General features: G+C 68.5%; 19 protein-coding genes. 8 read left to right on the top strand and 11 right to left on the bottom strand.

The genetic code is table 11. The annotated features are described in order from the left end of the window. From ACVFYP_RS03805 to ACVFYP_RS03795, 3 genes are read right to left on the bottom strand one after another with little or no spacing between them, the layout of a single operon-like run. A complete protein-coding gene (locus ACVFYP_RS03805) occupies positions 1-930 on the bottom strand; it encodes an ABC transporter permease (protein WP_499198794.1) in 930 nt (309 codons plus the stop codon). Between the two features lie 13 nt (positions 931-943). Then, a complete protein-coding gene (locus ACVFYP_RS03800; protein WP_499198793.1) occupies positions 944-1,915 on the bottom strand; it encodes an ABC transporter permease in 972 nt (323 codons plus the stop codon). A gap of 21 nt (positions 1,916-1,936) precedes the next feature. Further along, entirely contained in the window at positions 1,937-3,526 is a 1,590-nt protein-coding gene (locus tag ACVFYP_RS03795; protein WP_499198792.1) for an ABC transporter substrate-binding protein, read from the bottom strand. 106 nt (positions 3,527-3,632) lie between these two features. Here ACVFYP_RS03795 and ACVFYP_RS03790 point away from each other — a divergent pair, with 106 nt between their 5' ends. Then, on the top strand, positions 3,633-5,231 hold the full coding sequence (locus ACVFYP_RS03790) for an ABC transporter substrate-binding protein (protein ID WP_499198791.1): 1,599 nt from the start codon (positions 3,633-3,635) through the stop codon (positions 5,229-5,231). Positions 5,232-5,328: 97 nt separating this feature from the next. On the opposite strand, the gene ACVFYP_RS03785 is transcribed toward ACVFYP_RS03790, so the two are convergent. Together ACVFYP_RS03785 and ACVFYP_RS03780 are read right to left on the bottom strand one after the other, a co-directional pair. Continuing rightward, complete coding sequence (locus tag ACVFYP_RS03785; RefSeq protein WP_499198790.1) at positions 5,329-5,793, bottom strand: Lrp/AsnC family transcriptional regulator; 465 nt, start codon at positions 5,791-5,793, stop codon at positions 5,329-5,331. 89 nt (positions 5,794-5,882) lie between these two features. Continuing rightward, positions 5,883-7,013 carry a type III PLP-dependent enzyme gene (locus ACVFYP_RS03780; protein WP_499198789.1) on the bottom strand — a complete coding sequence of 377 codons (1,131 nt, stop codon included), beginning with the start codon at positions 7,011-7,013 and terminating at the stop codon, positions 5,883-5,885. Positions 7,014-7,505: 492 nt separating this feature from the next. Here ACVFYP_RS03780 and ACVFYP_RS03775 point away from each other — a divergent pair, with 492 nt between their 5' ends. Continuing rightward, positions 7,506-7,997, top strand: a complete 492-nt coding sequence (locus ACVFYP_RS03775; RefSeq protein WP_499198788.1) for a hypothetical protein — start codon at positions 7,506-7,508, stop codon at positions 7,995-7,997. 11 nt (positions 7,998-8,008) lie between these two features. Here the strand turns inward: ACVFYP_RS03775 and ACVFYP_RS03770 are convergent, their stop codons facing one another. Both ACVFYP_RS03770 and thiS read right to left on the bottom strand, forming a co-directional pair. After that, positions 8,009-8,800 (bottom strand): thiazole synthase, encoded by a 792-nt coding sequence (locus ACVFYP_RS03770; RefSeq protein ID WP_499198787.1) that lies wholly within the window; start codon positions 8,798-8,800, stop codon positions 8,009-8,011. 1 nt (position 8,801) lies between these two features. Further along, on the bottom strand, positions 8,802-9,014 hold the full coding sequence (gene thiS / locus ACVFYP_RS03765; RefSeq protein ID WP_499198786.1) for a sulfur carrier protein ThiS: 213 nt from the start codon (positions 9,012-9,014) through the stop codon (positions 8,802-8,804). Between the two features lie 181 nt (positions 9,015-9,195). Here thiS and aroQ point away from each other — a divergent pair, with 181 nt between their 5' ends. From aroQ to aat, 4 genes are all read left to right on the top strand, one after another. Beyond that, complete coding sequence (gene aroQ / locus ACVFYP_RS03760) at positions 9,196-9,651, top strand: type II 3-dehydroquinate dehydratase (RefSeq protein ID WP_499198785.1); 456 nt, start codon at positions 9,196-9,198, stop codon at positions 9,649-9,651. After that, on the top strand, positions 9,652-10,107 hold the full coding sequence (gene accB, locus ACVFYP_RS03755; protein WP_499198784.1) for an acetyl-CoA carboxylase biotin carboxyl carrier protein: 456 nt from the start codon (positions 9,652-9,654) through the stop codon (positions 10,105-10,107). Between the two features lie 97 nt (positions 10,108-10,204). Then, the gene (accC, locus tag ACVFYP_RS03750; RefSeq protein ID WP_499198783.1) at positions 10,205-11,548 is read left to right on the top strand and encodes an acetyl-CoA carboxylase biotin carboxylase subunit; all 1,344 of its coding nucleotides are present in this window, start codon (positions 10,205-10,207) and stop codon (positions 11,546-11,548) included. A gap of 96 nt (positions 11,549-11,644) precedes the next feature. Next, entirely contained in the window at positions 11,645-12,322 is a 678-nt protein-coding gene (gene aat / locus ACVFYP_RS03745; RefSeq protein WP_499198782.1) for a leucyl/phenylalanyl-tRNA--protein transferase, read from the top strand. An 18-nt stretch (positions 12,323-12,340) separates the two neighbouring features. On the opposite strand, the gene ACVFYP_RS03740 is transcribed toward aat, so the two are convergent. The 4 genes from ACVFYP_RS03740 to ACVFYP_RS03725 are packed head-to-tail and all read right to left on the bottom strand — an operon-like array spanning position 12,341 to position 13,821. Beyond that, positions 12,341-12,703, bottom strand: coding sequence for a DUF2155 domain-containing protein (locus tag ACVFYP_RS03740; RefSeq protein WP_499198781.1), 363 nt, complete (start codon positions 12,701-12,703; stop codon positions 12,341-12,343). Further along, positions 12,700-12,918, bottom strand: a complete 219-nt coding sequence (locus ACVFYP_RS03735) for a hypothetical protein (protein WP_499198780.1) — start codon at positions 12,916-12,918, stop codon at positions 12,700-12,702. Before ACVFYP_RS03735 ends, ACVFYP_RS03740 begins: the two co-directional genes overlap by 4 nt. Further along, positions 12,915-13,433, bottom strand: coding sequence for an outer membrane lipid asymmetry maintenance protein MlaD (gene mlaD, locus ACVFYP_RS03730; RefSeq protein WP_499198779.1), 519 nt, complete (start codon positions 13,431-13,433; stop codon positions 12,915-12,917). Before mlaD ends, ACVFYP_RS03735 begins: the two co-directional genes overlap by 4 nt. A gap of 31 nt (positions 13,434-13,464) precedes the next feature. Then, positions 13,465-13,821 (bottom strand): NADH:ubiquinone oxidoreductase subunit NDUFA12, encoded by a 357-nt coding sequence (locus ACVFYP_RS03725; RefSeq protein ID WP_499198778.1) that lies wholly within the window; start codon positions 13,819-13,821, stop codon positions 13,465-13,467. Between the two features lie 191 nt (positions 13,822-14,012). Here ACVFYP_RS03725 and ACVFYP_RS03720 point away from each other — a divergent pair, with 191 nt between their 5' ends. Then, a complete protein-coding gene (locus tag ACVFYP_RS03720) occupies positions 14,013-15,545 on the top strand; it encodes a TSCPD domain-containing protein (RefSeq protein ID WP_499198777.1) in 1,533 nt (510 codons plus the stop codon). Positions 15,546-15,599: 54 nt separating this feature from the next. Then, positions 15,600-16,064, top strand: coding sequence for a RidA family protein (locus ACVFYP_RS03715; protein WP_499198776.1), 465 nt, complete (start codon positions 15,600-15,602; stop codon positions 16,062-16,064). Positions 16,065-16,066 lie beyond the last annotated feature (2 nt).

The following is a 16,066-nucleotide window of genomic DNA, read 5'->3' as shown; positions in this document are numbered from 1 at the left end:
TTACTTCTGCAGCCGCGGGTTCAGCACATCACGCAACTGGTCGCCGACCAGATTGATGGCGACGATCGTCACCAGCAGCGCGATACCCGGATAGAAGGAAATCCAATACTTGCCGGACAGCATGTATTCGTAGCCATTGGCGATCAGCAGGCCGAGCGAGGGCTCGGTGATCGGCACGCCGAGGCCGAGGAAGGATAGCGTCGCCTCCAGCGCGATGGCGCGGGCCACCTGCATCGTGCCGATGACGATCAGCGGCGGCAGGCAGTTCGGCAGCAGATGGCGGAACAGGATGCGGTAGCGCGGCAGCGCCAGGCATTCCGCCGCCTCGATATATTCGCGCCGACGTTCCACCAGCGCCGTGCCACGCACGGTGCGCGCGTAGTAGGCCCATTCGACCACGACGATGGCGATGATGACGTTCGTCACGGACTTGCCGAGGAACGCCAGGATCATCAGCGCGACGAGGATCGACGGGAAGGAGAGCTGCAGGTCGACGATGCGCATGATCAGGCTGTCGGTCTTGCCGCCGGCATAGGCCGCGGCGAGGCCGAGCGAGGCGCCGACCATGCAGGCGATGAAGGCAGAGCCGGCGCCGACGGTCAGCGAGATGCGCAGCCCGTACATGATGCCGGACAGCATGTCCCGCCCCTGGTCGTCCGTGCCGAGCCAGTAGGTGATGGACCCGTCGCCGGATTTCTCCCCCGGCTCCAGCCGCCCGTCCATGATGTCCAGCACCGCCAGGTCATAGGGGTTCTGGGGCGAAATGAAGGGGGCGAGGATCGCCACCAGGATGATGATGGTGATCACCGCCAGCCCGCCCAGGGCCAGCTTCGATTCCGCGAATTCCGAGACGAAGCGCCGGAACGGCGTCTCCACCTTGATCTTGGCGGGGTCCTGGATCGGAGCCCCCTGGCCGACAACCGCGCTCATGCCGTGCGCCCCTTCACTTGCTGTCCAGCCGCACACGCGGGTCGAGCACCGAATACATCAGGTCGACGATCAGGTTGATGGTGATGAACATCAGCACGACGATCATCAGATAGGCGACGATCACAGGCCGATCGAGCACGTTGATGCTGTCGATGATCAGCTTGCCCATGCCCGGCCAGGCAAAGATGCTTTCCGTCACGACCGAGAAGGCGATGGTGCTGCCGAATTCCAGCCCGGTCACGGTGACCACCGGGATCAGGATGTTCTTGAACACATGCACGAAGGTCACGCGGAAGGGGCTGAGCCCCTTGGCGCGGGCGAATTTCACATAGTCCATCAGCATCGTCTCCCGCACCCCCGCGCGGGTCAGGCGGATGACGAGGCTGATCTTGAACAAGGCTAGGTTCAGCGCCGGCATCGCCAGATGCGTCAGCCCGTTCCAGGTCAGGAAGGACCAGCGCATGCCGAGGATCTCCACCGTCTCGCCGCGCCCGGTGGAGGGCAGCCAGCCGAGCTGCACGGCGAAGACCATGATGAGCATCAGCCCGACCCAGAAGGTGGGCAGGGAGAAGCCGAGGATCGACCCGGCCATGATGCCCTTGCTGGCGATGCTGTTGGGCTTCAGCCCGGCATAGAGGCCAAGCGGCAGGCCGATCAGGATGGCGCCGAAGGTCGCGGCGAAGGCCAGTTCCAGCGTCGCCGGCATGCGCTGCAGGATCAGCTGCAGCGCGGGTTCGTTGAACACGAAGGAGCGTCCGAGATCCCCCTGCACCGCCTTGCCCAGGAAGATCAGATATTGCTGCCAGAGCGGCAGGTCGAGGCCGAGGGCGGCGACCGCGCGCTCCCGCTCGAACTGGTCGGCATCCGGGCTGATCAGGATCTCCACCGGATCACCGATGGCGAAGACGCCGACGAAGACGATGATCGACATCGCCAGGACCACGCCGGCAGCCTGGATCAGGCGGCGGAGGAGATAGACGCTCATTCGAAGTCCTTCCGGCCTGCCTTAGCGGGCGGCAGCCGGGCGCACATCCTGGGCCCGGGTCAGTTCATCGACGCGCGGCGAATGCGTCAGGGTACGGCGCATTGCCCAGATGTTGGTCTGGATGTGCAGCGGGATCACGGCCACCTGCTCGGCGGCGATGCGCTGGGCACGGATCAGCATCTGCTCGCGCTTTTCCTCATCCAACTCGACCAGCGCCTGGGTCAGGATGCCATCCACCTCGGCGTTGGAGAAACGGCCGCGGTTGGAAGCGCCCCAGCCGCGCTCACGCGAGACGGTGGCCAGGATGTTGCGCAGCGGGTGGCTGCCATCCGGGTTGGAACCCCAGCCGATCAGATGCGCGGAATATTCGGCCCGGCCGGCCCGCCCGACGAAGGTGGCCCAGGTCTGCGCCTCCACCGCCGTGCGCACGCCGATGCGGGTCCACATCTGGCCGACCGCCTGGGCGATGCGGCTGTCATTGATGTAGCGGTCGTTCGGGCTGTTCAGCGTGATGCGGAAGCCATCCGGATAGCCGGCCTCGGCCAGCAGGCGCCGCGCGCCGTCCGGATCGTATTCCGGCGCGGTCACGTCGGTCACATGACTGAAGGTGCCCGGCGGCAGGAACTGGCCGGAGGGCGTGGCCGCCCCTTCCATCACGCGCTCGGCGATCGCCTTGCGGTCGATGGCGATCGACAGGGCGCGACGCACCCGCACATCCTGCAGCGGGTTGCGGCCCAGCGGGCGGCCATCATTGCCGGTGATGAAGGGCGAATTCTCATTCGCGGCGCGCAGATGGTCGAGGCCGAGGAAGACCAGCCGCAGGCCCACCGTCTCCGACAAGTTCATGTTCTGGTCGCGACGCAGCCGTGCCAGGTCGCTGGTCGGCACCTGGTCGATGAAGTCGAGGTCGCCCGACAGAAGCGAGGCGGTGCGCGTCGCGTCATTGGTGACCATGCGGTAGTTCACGCGCTCAAACGCCGGCTTGTCGCCCCAGTAGCTGTCGTTGCGCGCGAATTCGATGCGGTCGCCGCTGCGATGGCTGACCACGCGCCAGGGGCCGGTGCCGATGGCGGCGCGGCCGGCGTTGAAGTCCTCGGTCGCCGCATTGGCATGGGTCTCCGAATCCAGGATGCGGACATTGGTCATGTCGAGCGGCATCAGCGGATAGGGCTCGGCGGTGTGGAAGCGGATCGTCAGCGGATCGACGACTTCCATCCGCAAGATCGGCCGCGCATAGGCGGCGTAGGAGGACGGGCTGTTCGGCACATTGGGCAGGCGCTGGATGGTGAAGACCACATCCTCCGCCGTGAAGGCGTTGCCATTGTGGAAGCGCACATTCGGCCGCAGCTTGAATTCCCAGGTGGTCGGGCCGACCGCGCGCCAGCTTTCCGCGAGGCCTGGGATGTTGCGCGCCGCGGCGTCGGTATTGACCAGCTTGTCGAAGATCATGTCGCTGACGGCGTTGTTCGGCGACAACTGGTGATAATGCGGATCGAGCGATGTTACCGGCGAACCGACGCCGATGTTCAGCGTCTGAGCCTGTGCCACAGGCAGGCCCAGGACAGCGGCTGCCGCGGCCAGTACGGCGGCATTGCGGATGCTGTTGCGCATCACTCTCTCCTCAACAAAAGCTTCCCCGAAGCGGTCTGTGTAGCAGCATGTGTCGCGACGGGCTAGGCTAACAGCCTGTTCATGACTGTCCGGAGAGACACAGCGAATGCGATATCACCACCTGCGCCGCCGCCACGCCTTGCTGGCAGCGGCACTTCTGGCCACGGCATCGCCCGCCCTTGCGCAGCCGGCATCGCGCAACCTCACCATCGGCATCGGCGGCTCGCCCACCTCGCTCGACCCGCATTTCTACAACGCCTCGCCCAATATCAGCCTGACCATGCATATGTTCGACCGGCTGACGGAGCAGGATTCGCAGGCGCGCATCCAGCCGGCACTGGCCGAAAGCTGGCGCGCCGTCAGCGACACCATGTGGGAGTTCAAGCTGCGTGCCGGCGTGAAGTGGCATGACGGGCGCGACTTCACCGCGGATGACGTAGCTTTCACGATCAGCCGCGCGCCCAACGTGCCGAACAGCCCCGGCGGCTTCGGCGGCTTCGTCCGCGCCATCACGCGGGTCGAGGTGGTCGATCCCCTGACCATCCGCTTCCACACCGCCGCCCCGCACCCACTGCTGCCGACTGAACTCGCCTCGATCCAGATCATCTCCCGCCATGTCGGCGAGGGTGCGGCGACCGAGGACTACAATTCGGGCCGCGCCGCCGTGGGCACCGGGCCCTATCGCCTCGTCTCCTACCGCCCCGGCGACCGCACCGAATTCGCCCGCAACGAGGCCTATTGGAAGGGCGCCGAGCCCTGGGGCCGCGTCTCCTACCGCTTCGTCGCCAATGACGCGGCGCGCACCGCCGGCATCCTGGCCGGCGACCTCGACGTGATCGACCAGGTGCCGTCGACGGACATCGCCCGGCTGCGCCGCGACAACCGGCTCAGCATCTCCGAGATCCAGGGGCTGCGCCTGATCTATCTGATGACCGACTTCTCCCGCACCGACACCGCGCCGGTGATGGTCAGCGACAACGAGGGCAGGCCGCTGGAACGCAATCCGATGCTGGATTCGCGGGTGCGGCGCGCGCTGTCCATCGCCATCGACCGGGAAGCGCTGGCCGACCGCGTCATGGAAGGCACGGCACGGCCGACCGGCCAGTGGCTGCCGCCGGGCTCCTATTCCTACAACCCGGCCGTCGAGGCGCCGCGCCCCGATCCGGACGGCGCCCGCCGCCTGCTGGCTGAGGCCGGCTTCCCGCAGGGCTTCCGGCTGACGCTGGCGACGCCGAACGACCGCTATCCGAATGATTCGCGCACCGCCCAGGCGGTAGCGCAGATGTGGAGCCGCATCGGCGTGCGCACCCAGGTCGAGGCGCTGCCCTGGACCAGCTACGCCGCCCGCAACGCCCGCCAGGAATTCAACGCCCGCCTGGCCGGCTGGGGCAGCGTGACCGGGGAGGCCAGCTACATGCTGGTAAATATCTTCGGCACCTATGACCGCGAACGCCGCACCGGCGCCTCCAACAACTCCCGCTACTCGAATCCGGAGCTGGATGCGCTGACGGCCCGCGCCGCCGGCACGCTGGACGATGCCGAGCGCGAGAAGCTGTTGCAGGAGGCGGTGGCCATGGTGGATCGCGAGACGGCGATGATCCCGCTGTTCCAGCTGGTGAATTTCTGGGCCACCCGCCGCGGCATCAACTACGAGCCGCGGATGGATGAGCGCACCGTCGCGATGAACGCCCGCCCCGCTAACTGAACCCTCGCCCGTTAAAAGCCCTCTCCCCCCGACAGGGGGAGAGGGTTGGGTGAGGGACAACCCGGGACGAGAACGGCCTGCCTCGCCCCCGAAATCCCTACTCCTCCTCAGCCTCCGCCACCGGCAGGATCGCCGTTTCCTTCGGCGAGGCCAGCGCCAGGATCGTCTCGGTCCGCGCCACGCCCGGCTGGCCGCGCACGGCCTCCGACACAAAGGTCTCCAGCGCGGCGATGTCCGCCAGGCGCAGCTTCAGCAGGTAGCACCAGGCGCCGGTGACGGTGTGGCATTCCAGCACCGCCTCATGCTGCTTCATGGCGGCGACGAAGCCGGCATCGCCGTCGCCGGGATGCATGGCGACGAAGACGAAGGCGAGCAGCGGGCAGCCGGCGGCGGTGGGGTCGAGGTCGATCCGCCAGCCGCGGATCACCTCCCGCTCCTCCAGCCGCTTCACCCGCTCCGCGGTGGCCGAGACGGACAGGCCTGCGACCTTGGACAATTCGGCGAGGCCAGCCGCCCCATTCTCCTGCAGGGCGACGACGAGGTTGCGATCGATTTCATCCATGGGCGCAGGTTAGCCCGGCCGCGCCCAAAAAAGAAACGGCGGGCTTGCGCCCGCCGCTGATCTTTTCCGGTGGTTCTGCCGGACGGCCGTCAGATGTAGTGTTCGGCCAGCGGGCGGAAGCCGTTGAAGGCCTGGCTCGCATAGGTCGTTACATAGGCGCCGGTCGAGAGAAGCTGCACCTGGTCGCCGGCATCGAGGGCCATCGGCAGGCGGTAGTTGGACTTCTCATACAGCGTGTCGGTGCTGTCGCAGGTCGGGCCGGCGATGGTCACCGGGCCTTCCTCGCCACCATCATGCGGGGTCTGGAAGGCATAGCGGATGGACTCGCCCTCCGTCTCCGCCAGCCCGCCGAAGCGGCCGATGTCGAGATAGACCCAGCGCACCGGATCATCCTCCCCCTTGCGGGACACCAGCACGACCTCGGACGACACCACACCGGCATCGCCCACCATGAAGCGGCCCGGCTCGATCACCATCTCCGGCAGCGCATTACCGAAATGAGTGGTCATGGCGCCCATGATGGCATCGCCGAAGGCGTCGATCTCCGGCACCTCGGCCCGGTAGCGCACCGGATAGCCGCCGCCGAGATTGACCATGCGCAGATTGATGCCGGCCTGCTTCAGATCAGTGAAGATCATCGCGACGCGGGCGATCGCCGCCTCATAGGCGCCGGTCTGGGTCTGCTGGCTGCCGACATGAAAGGAGATGCCATAGGGGTCGAGACCCCATTCGGCCGCCTTCACCATCAGGTCGCGCGCCATTGCGGCTTCGCAGCCGAACTTGCGCGACAGCGGCCACTCGGCGCCCTTGTTCTCCACCAGGATGCGGCAATAGACGCGCGCGCCGGGGGCGGAACGGGCGAGCTTCTTCAGCTCCGGCTCGCTGTCGAAGGCGAACATGGTGACGCCGGCGGCGAAGGCGGCCTTGATGGCGCTCTCCTTCTTCACCGTATTGCCGAAGGAGATGTCGGCCGGGCGCGCGCCGGCTTCCAGGCAGGCCTGGATTTCTTCCCAGGAGGCCGCGTCGAAGGAGGAGCCGAGGCCGCTCAACCGGTCCAGGATCGGCGCGGCCGGATTCGCCTTCACCGCGTAGTAGACGCGGGCGAGCGGCAGCGTGGCCTTCAGCCGGCGATAGTTCTGCTCCACGCGGTCCACGTCCAGGACGAGGCACGGGGTGGCCGGCGCATGGTCGCGCAGATAGGAAGCGATTTTCGGGTTCATCGCGCCCGTACTCCTGCAAATAGCGGAGACAGCCCCCTGTCGGGAGGACGGCCCCTAGATTGACGAAACGGTCGAACGAACCAGCGACCAAGTGAGGCCGGCGGGGTGAGCCGCCGGGGTTGCCAGAACGCTGACGTCGTTGCGTTAACCTTGCGCCGCGGTGACCGGTCCCTACTGACCGGTTCCGTGGGCTTGGGGCCTTCGGCACGTGCGTACTGCGTCTGCGGCGCATATAGGCGCCAAGGGCCAGGGAGGAAAGCGGTATTTGCACCTCGACCCGGTTTTTTTCCGTGAGCTTTGCTAAATGACCGGAAAGGCCCCCCGTAGCCCCCGGGGGGCGGCCGGGATGGCTCCTGAAAAACCTGCAAGGTCCAGGCGAATCCGCCTGTATCGGTTTTCACCCCCCCTGCTCGGCCAACCCCTTCCGAGCCCGGCTTGCCGCAGGGAAGGCCGCCCCATAATGTTTCTTGTCTGCAATCGTGGGTCGCACTGATGTCTTACCGAGTTCCGCCAGCCCCCTCCCCGTTCCGCGCTTCCCGGGCCGCGCTGCTTCTGGCGCTGCTGATCGGGCTCGGCGGCTGCGCGCAAATGGAGGAGAGGCATCGGGAGCGGCTGCGGGGCGATGCCACCAGCATGCTGTCCAACGGGCCGCCCCCGAATTACCGCGAGCTGGTGCAAGCCGCCATCCGGCAGCGTCTGTCCCGGCCGGACAGCTTCGTGGATGGCCTGATCGGCTCGCCGAGGCCGGGCAGCCAGAATGTTGTCTCGGTTGTTAACGGCCGGGTGATGGAGTCCTCGCGCCGGACCACGGCGGTCGGCTGGGTCGTCTGCACGCGCTACGGCGCCCGGTCCGTATTCGGCCGCGAGTTCCAGGAGAATACGGCGGTGCTCATCAGCGCCCAGGGCGAGGTCACGTCGGTTGATTCCAACGCCCCGACCTGCGCCCGCATGCCGGCGACGATGATGGAGCCGCTCACCCTATAGGGGCGGCACCCTCAGCGGATCAGCCCCGCGACCGGGCTGGAGGGATCGGCTGCCGCGCTGCGCGGCATCCGCCCTGCCAGGAAAGCGTCCCGCCCCGCCTCCACCGCCGCCTTCATCGCCCGCGCCATCCGCACCGGGTCCCGCGCATGGGCGATGGCGGAATTCAGCAGCACCGCGTCGCAGCCCAGCTCCATGGCCAAAGCGGCGTCCGACGCCGTGCCGATCCCGGCATCCACCAGCACCGGCACCTTGGCCTGGGCGATGATCGCCTTGATCATGAAGGGATTGGCCACGCCGAGCCCGCTGCCGATCGGCGCGCCGAGTGGCATGATGGCGACGCAGCCCATCTCCTCCAGCCGCTTCGCCGCCACCGGGTCGTCGGCGCAATAGACCATCACCTCGAAGCCATCGGCCAGCAGCGCTGCCGCGGCCTCGAAGGTCGCGGCCATGTCCGGATACAGGAAGGGTGGCGGGCCGAGCACTTCCAGCTTCACCAGGTTCCAGCCCCCGGCCTCCCGCGCCAGGCGCAGTGTGCGCACCGCATCCATGGCGGTGAAGCAGCCGGCGGTATTGGGCAGGTAGGTGTAGCGGTCGGGCGACACGAAATCCTGCAGCATCGGCTGGCTGGCATCCGACAGATTCACCCGCCGCACCGCGACGGTGACCATCTCCGCCCCCGAAGCCTCGATCGCGGCCTGCGTCTCGGGCAGGTCCTTGTAGCGGCCGGTGCCGACGACGAGGCGGGAGCGGAAGCGCCGACCGGCGACGGTCCAGCCCTCATCGACCTGCGGAATGCCGTCCATCTCAACCACCCCCGATGAAGTGCACGATCTCCAGCCGATCCCCGGCGCCGAGTCGGGTGCTGGACCAGGCGGAGCGCGGCACGATTTCCAGATTGCGTTCCACCGCCACCTTGGGCGCGGCCAGGCCGATCAAGGTCAGCAATTCGGCGACGGAGGCACCCTCCGGCACCTCACGACGCTCCCCGTTCACCTCGATCGCGATGGAGGCAGGCATGGCTGTTCCCGTCATGGGCGGAAGATGGCGGGCGCGCGGGCGGTGAACAAGACGCGCCGGGTGCAAGGCTGGCATCGGCCGTGGCCCTGGCACGTCCCTGCCTGCGAGTGGCTCGCGCCCGCTTGCCCCCGCTTATCCCCCCGTGCTAGCCCGGCGCACCCCGTAAAACCCTGGGATTCCCGTGAACCCGCCGCTGATCGTCGTCCTGAACGGACCCAATCTGAATCTGCTCGGCACCCGCCAGCCGGAGATCTATGGCTCCGCGACGCTGGATGATGTCGAGCAGCTCTGCGCCGAAACGGCGGAACAGCTGGGTCTGGCCATCGACTTCCGGCAGACCAATGGGGAAGGCGAGCTGATCACCTGGGTGCAGGAATGCCGCGGCCGGGCCGATGGCATCATCATCAACCCCGCCGGCTACAGCCATACCTCCATCGCCTTGATGGATGCGCTGAAGGCCACCGACCTGCCGATCGTGGAGGTCCATATTTCCAACATCCACCGCCGGGAGGAATTCCGGCATCTCAGCTATGTGTCCAAGGCGGCGACCGGCGTGATCGCGGGCCTGGGCATCCAGGGCTACGCCCTGGCGCTGCAAGCGATCGCTGACCTGGTGACCGAAGAAGGAGAGCCCTGAATGTCGGGCGTGCAATTCGACGCAGCGGCGATCCGCGAACTCGCCAAGATCCTGCGGGAGACCGATCTCACCGAGATCGAACTGGTCGAGAAGGACAGCCGTATCCGCGTGGCGCGGCAGATCACGGTGACGCAGGTGGCGCATCTGCCCACCGCCGCAGCCCCCGCGGCCGCCCCCGCCGCCCTGGCGGTGCCGGAGCCCGTGGTGACCGATGCGGCGCATCCGGGCCTCATCACCTCCCCCATGGTCGGCGTGGCCTATCTGTCGCCGGAACCCGGCGCGGCGCAGTTCGTGACGGTGGGGGCCAAGGTGGCGCAGGGCCAGACCCTGATGCTGATCGAGGCGATGAAGACCTTCAACCAGATCCGCGCCCCCCGCGCCGGCACCGTCACCCGCATCCTGGTGGAAGGCGGCTCGCCCGTGGAATTCGGCGAACCGCTGATGATTATTGAATGATGGCGATCGCCATCAGCCGCCCGATGACGGGAGGGCCGGAGGCCCGGACGTCTGAATCGGCCGGCCTCGCGCCGCATAGCGGCGGGAAGAGAGCATAATGTTCAAGAAGGTCCTGATCGCGAATCGCGGCGAGATCGCGCTGCGGGTGCATCGCGCCTGCCAGGAGATGGGCATCCGCACCGTCGCCGTGCATTCCACCGCCGACAATACGGCGATGCATGTGCGCCTGGCGGATGAGAGCGTCTGCATCGGCCCGCCCTCCGCACGCGACAGCTATCTGAACATGGCCGCGATCCTGTCGGCCGCCGCCATCACCGGGGCGGAGGCGATCCATCCCGGCTATGGCTTCCTCTCGGAGAACGCGAATTTCGCCGAGATGGTGGAGGCCCATGGCCTGGCCTTCATCGGCCCGACGGCCGCCCATATCCGCATGATGGGCGACAAGATCGCCGCCAAGGACGCCATGCGCAGCCTGGGCGTGCCGCTGGTGCCCGGCTCGCTCGGCGCGCTGGACAGCCTGGAGGAAGCCCGCGCCGTCGCGGAGGAGATCAAGTACCCGGTGCTGATCAAGGCCGCCGCCGGCGGTGGCGGTCGCGGCATGAAGGTGGCGCGCAGTGCCGATGAGCTGGAGGAAGCCTGGCGCGTCGCGCGCACGGAATCCAAGGCCGCCTTCGGCGATGACAGCGTCTATATGGAAAAGTACCTGGATCGCCCGCGGCATATCGAGTTGCAGGTGATGGCCGACATGCACGGCAATGTGGTGCATTTCGGCGAGCGTGACTGCTCGCTCCAGCGCCGCCACCAGAAGCTGGTGGAGGAGGCCGGCAGCCCGGTTCTGACGCCGGCTGAGCGCGACGCGCTGGGCGCTCAGGTCACCAAGGGCCTGCGCCAGCTCGGCTACCGCAATGCCGGCACGCTGGAATTCCTGTGGCAGGACGGCCAGTTCGCCTTCATCGAGATGAACACCCGGCTTCAGGTGGAACATCCGGTGACGGAGATGATCTGCAATGTGGACCTGGTGAAGGAACAGCTTCGCGTCGCCGCTGGCGAGCCGCTGGGCTATACCCAGGACGACATCCGCTTCTCCGGCCATGCCATCGAATGCCGCATCACGGCGGAGGACCCCGAGACCTTCGCCCCCAGCCCCGGCCGGGTCGATATGTACCACGCCCCGGGCGGGCTCGGCGTGCGCGTCGATAGCGCCCTCTATTCCGGCTACACCGTGCCGTCGAACTACGACAGCCTGGTGGCCAAGCTGGTGGTGCACGGCCGGACGCGGCCCGAGGCGATCGCCCGGCTGAAGCGGGCGCTGGCGGAGATGGTCGTCTCCGGCATCAAGACCACCCTGCCGCTGCACCAGCGCATCGTGGCGGACCCGGAATTCCAGGCCGGCGACTATACGATCCACTGGCTGGAGCGCTTCGTGGAGCGCGGGGCCTGACATACCGGGGCCGGCCATCAGGCCGGTCCCGCGCCGTGACATGGGCCGAAACAGGCTGCCCTCGCGGCGACACTATCCTTGGCGCATACTGGTTTCGTGAGCCGCCGCCAGTTCGACATAACACCTGACCTGATGCTCCGCGCCTACCGGGCGGGGCTTTTTCCCATGGCCGAAACCCGGCGCGGGGACCGGCTTTACTGGCTGGACCCGGAACTGCGCGGCGTGCTGCCGCTGGACCGCTTCCACCTGCCGCGCCGGCTGCGCCGCACCGTGCTGGCCGGCCCCTATGACATCACCACCAATCGCGACTTCGCCGGCGTGATCGCCGCCTGCGCCGCCCCCGATACGGGGCGGGAGGACACCTGGATCAATCCGGAGATCGAGCGCCTGTTCGGCGCCCTGCACCGCATGGGCCATGCCCATTCGGTGGAAGCCTGGCTGCCGGGCGAAGGCGGGCCGCAGCTGGTCGGCGGGCTGTATGGCGTGGCACTCGGCGGCGCCTTCTTCGGCGAGAGCATGTTTTCGCGCGCGCGCGACGCTTCGAAGGTCGCGCTGGTGCATCTGGTGGCGCGGCTGCGGCTGTTCGGCTTCACCCTACTGGATGCGCAGTTCCAGACCACCCACCTGGCCCAGTTCGGCTGCCATGAGGTGCCGCGCCAGGCCTATAAGCGCCTGCTGTCCGAAGCGGTGGAGCAGCAGGGCATCTGGAACGACGCGGTGCCGGCGGAGGCCGTTCTGGCCGAGATCCGCCGCCTGGGCGAGACCGCTGACTAGTCTTCTAGGGACGCGGCCCTATTGCGGCAGGCATTGCAGGATGCGGATGTCGTAGACCGGGTGCTGCAGCATGTTCACGCCCGGCGCCTCGGCGAACATCCAGCCACGGAAGACCGGGTTGGCCTCCGGCGGCAGGCGGCTGTCACTGATCTCGATATAGGCCGCGGCGTCCGGCACCTCATCCGGCGGGCGGGCATGGCAGGCGCGGACCAGGATGGTTAGGCTGCCGAAGCGCTCCGGCTGGTTCAGCGCGGCGCGCAGCACGGTGATCCGCGCCGTCACCTTGTCCAGCGCCTGCAACTGGGCGACGCGCTGCGGCCGCCAGTCCTGGGCAAAGGCCGGGCTGGAGAGCAGCAGGAAGGCGAGAAGGAGGCGCCTCATGGGCGCTTCGGGCTCGGCAGGGCGGCGACCAGATCGCCCAGGATGCGCCGCATGGCCGCCTCGTCCACACCCATCAGCACCGCATCCTCGAAGGCGTCGCGCAGCACCTGGGCCGCCTCCTCATGGTTCTCCGCCAGCACCTTCAGCTTCTCGCGGCACGACAGCGGCACGCCATCGGCGCCCGGCCAGGTGGCGGGAGGGGCGAGGCCGTTCATGGGGTCCGGGCGGGTGCCGCCCCGCCGCCGGCCGGCGGCGTGCCCTCGCCACGGTTCGGCTGGCCCTCGGTCATCGAGAAGATGAAGCGGCCCAGCAGGCTTTCCAGGCTGATGGCGGATTGGGTGATGGTGATCTCCCCGCCATCGGCCAGGATGCGATCCGATCCGCCCGGCACCAGGGAGACAAAGCGCCCGCCCAGCAGCCCTTCACTGGCGATCTCGGCGGAGCTGTCGGAGGGGATCTTCAAGGCGGAATCGACGCGCAGGGACAGCACGGCCAGGAAGCTGACGGGGTCGATGCGCTGATCGACCACGCTGCCCACCTTGACCCCGGCGATCCGCACATCGGCGCCGGGCGCCAGCCCGTCGATGCGGTCGAACTTCGCGGTCAGGGTGACGCCCGCGCCGGAAAAGCCCGAACGACCGCTATTGGTCAGCGCATAGGCCAGAAATCCGCAGGCCACCACCAGCACCGCGGCGCCGGCGAGAATCTCGGCGAGGGAACGACGCTTCATGGGTGCTTGATCCTGTAGGGGACGCGCAGGGTCAGGAACCCGGCGTCCAGGCCTCATAATCGCCGGTCGTCACCTGCCGGCGGCCGCCCGAATAGTCGTGGCCGGCCGGGTGCCAGGCCAAGGCGGTGCCGGTCGGGTTCGGGCGGTGCTCCACCTGCCAGGCATGGGCCTTGGTCTCCGACAGCGGGGCGGCGGCGGTGTGATGCAGCCAGCCATGCCATTCCGGCGGCACCTTGGTCGGGTCCGCGGCGCCGGCGAACAGCACCCAACGGCGCTTGCGGCCATATTGCAGGTAGTCCCGACGGGACTCGTGATAGCTATTGCCGAAGCGGTCCGTACCGATCTTCCGACCGGTCAGGGCTGTGGTCAGACGCATCATCAGCGACATCTGCGATCCTTCGGCGCGGCCCCTGGCGATCCTTGCCCGTGGCTGTGCCGTCATCTGCGGGGGGCGCCAGTTTCGCACAACCCCGGCCTCCGCGCAAAACACCGTGTTGTCCACAGGATGTTGCGGGTTCCACGCAAATGACCCACCAGATACGGCTTCCGCAGGCCGCGCGAGGCCTTTAGGGTTGGTGCATGACATCACTCGCCGGAACGCTGTGGGATCAGGTCGCGCTGTGGCGGGTTCGCGCCGCGCCCGACCCGGATGCCGCCCCCCGCCCTATTGCCCTGCCCGTCGCCTGGGATGAATCCGCCGCGGAGGCGCTGGCCGCCCTGGCGCCGGGCGCCGGCCCGGTGGTCTTCCCGAAGCTCGCCGAGGCCTGGATCAACCGCCTCGCTTTGCGGGGGCGGGAGGTCGGGCTGCTGACCGACGCCGCGGCGCAGGACAGCTTCGCCCATGCGCTGCGGGCCCTGTTGCTGGCCCGCCGTGGCGCGCCCGGCGCCGCGATCTGGCGCAATGAGGTGCGCGGCCCCGCCCGCTTCGTGCTGAACCTGCCCGCCTTCCTCGACCCGGAGGGTGGCTTTGACGCCGCCGCCTACGGGCAGGCGGTGGCGCTGGCGGTGCGTGCCCTGGATATCTGGACCGGCGCCAAGGCGCCGCGCCTGTCGGTCGGGTTCGCCGATCTCGCCGGGCTGCTGGCCGGGCTTGGCCTGCGCTATGGCAGCGCGGAGGCGCGCGCCGTGGGCGCCGCCATCGCCGCCCTGACCCGTGGCGCGGCGGAGGCCGAGTCGGGCCGGATCGGCGCCATTCTCGGCGCCCGCGAGCCCCTCGCTCTGTTCGCCCCCGCCCCGCCCGGCGCCACCCCCGTGCCCGGCCTGGCGGAAGCCGCCCGCGCGGCGCTGGAAGCGGCAGCGCGCAGCCTGGGCCTGCGGCACCAAGTGCTGGTGGCGCTTTCGGCCCCCGATGCGGTGGAACAGCTTCTGGGCGCCGAGACCGGCGGCCTGGCCCCTGCCCCCGGCGCGACACGCCTCGCCCTGGACGCCCATGGCTGGGTGGCCGAAGTGCCGAGTCGCACCGCCTTGCGCATCGGCCGCGCGGCGGCGGAGGCGCTGCTCGCGCCCGTGCCGGATGCCGAATGGGCCGGCATGGCGCAGGCCCTCGCCCCCTTCCTGCATGTGCCGCCGCCCATGCCGGTGGCCCCCGCCGCCCCCGCCCGGGCCGCGCCCCCCTTGCCGGTGCCGGCGCCGAGCCAGGCGCAGCGGCCGATGGGCGCCGTCTGGCGGGTTTCCGTCGGCGGCCACAAGGTGGTGCTGCGCACGGCGGAGGATGCGGAGGGCCGCCTCTCCGAGGTGACCATCGCGCTCAGCAAGGAATCGGCGGCCTATCGCAGCCTGATGGAGGCGATGTTGCAGGCCGTCTCGATCGGTCTGGCGGGCGGCGTGGCGCTGGATTCCTATGTCGAGGCCTATGCCTATACCCGCTTCGGGCCTTCCGGCGCCGTGGAGGGCGACCCGGCCATCCGCCGCGCCACCAGCGTGCTGGACTGGGCTTTCCGCCGGCTGGCACTGGATTATCTCGGCCGTCGCGACCTGATGGACCCCTCCGAGGAGGATTGCGCGCCGGATGCCACCGGCCATGCGGCAGAACATCTGCCGCTGCTGCCGATGGACCTGCCCGCCAGCCCGGCGCCACGCCAGCGGCGGCGGCAGTTGAAGCTGGTGGGATAGAGGGGGCGCCTGGCCCCCACCCCGCGCACCCCGTTTCAGCTTGAGGAACCAGACATGCCCGGCACCGTCGACACCAACCTCGCAAACCTCGGCATCACCCTGCCGCAGGCCCCGGCGCCGGTGGCGAATTACATCGGCTTCAATCTGGTCGGGACCCTGCTGGTCGTCTCCGGCCAGATCCCGCTGGTGGATGGCAAGATCAGCACCACGGGCAAGCTCGGCGCGGGCGTGTCCATCGAGGACGGCCAGGCGGCGGCGCGGACCTGCTTCATCAATCTCGTGGCCCAGGTGAAGGCGGCGGTCGGTGATCTGGACCGGGTGAAGCGCGTGGTGCGCCTCGGCGGCTTCATCGCCTGCGGGCCGGACTTCAGCCAGCACGCGCTGGTGATGAATGGCGCGTCCGACCTCGCCGTGGCGGTATTTGGCGAAGCGGGGCGGCATGCGCGCAGCACCATCGGCGTGCCCTCCCTGCCCGGCGACGCGGCTGTGGAAGTCGAAGGCATGTTCGAGATCACCTGAGG

Source organism: Roseomonas sp. F4 (genome assembly GCF_053891155.1).
Note: the sequence above shows the minus strand (reverse complement) of the source record. Positions and strands in the feature narration are given on the sequence as shown.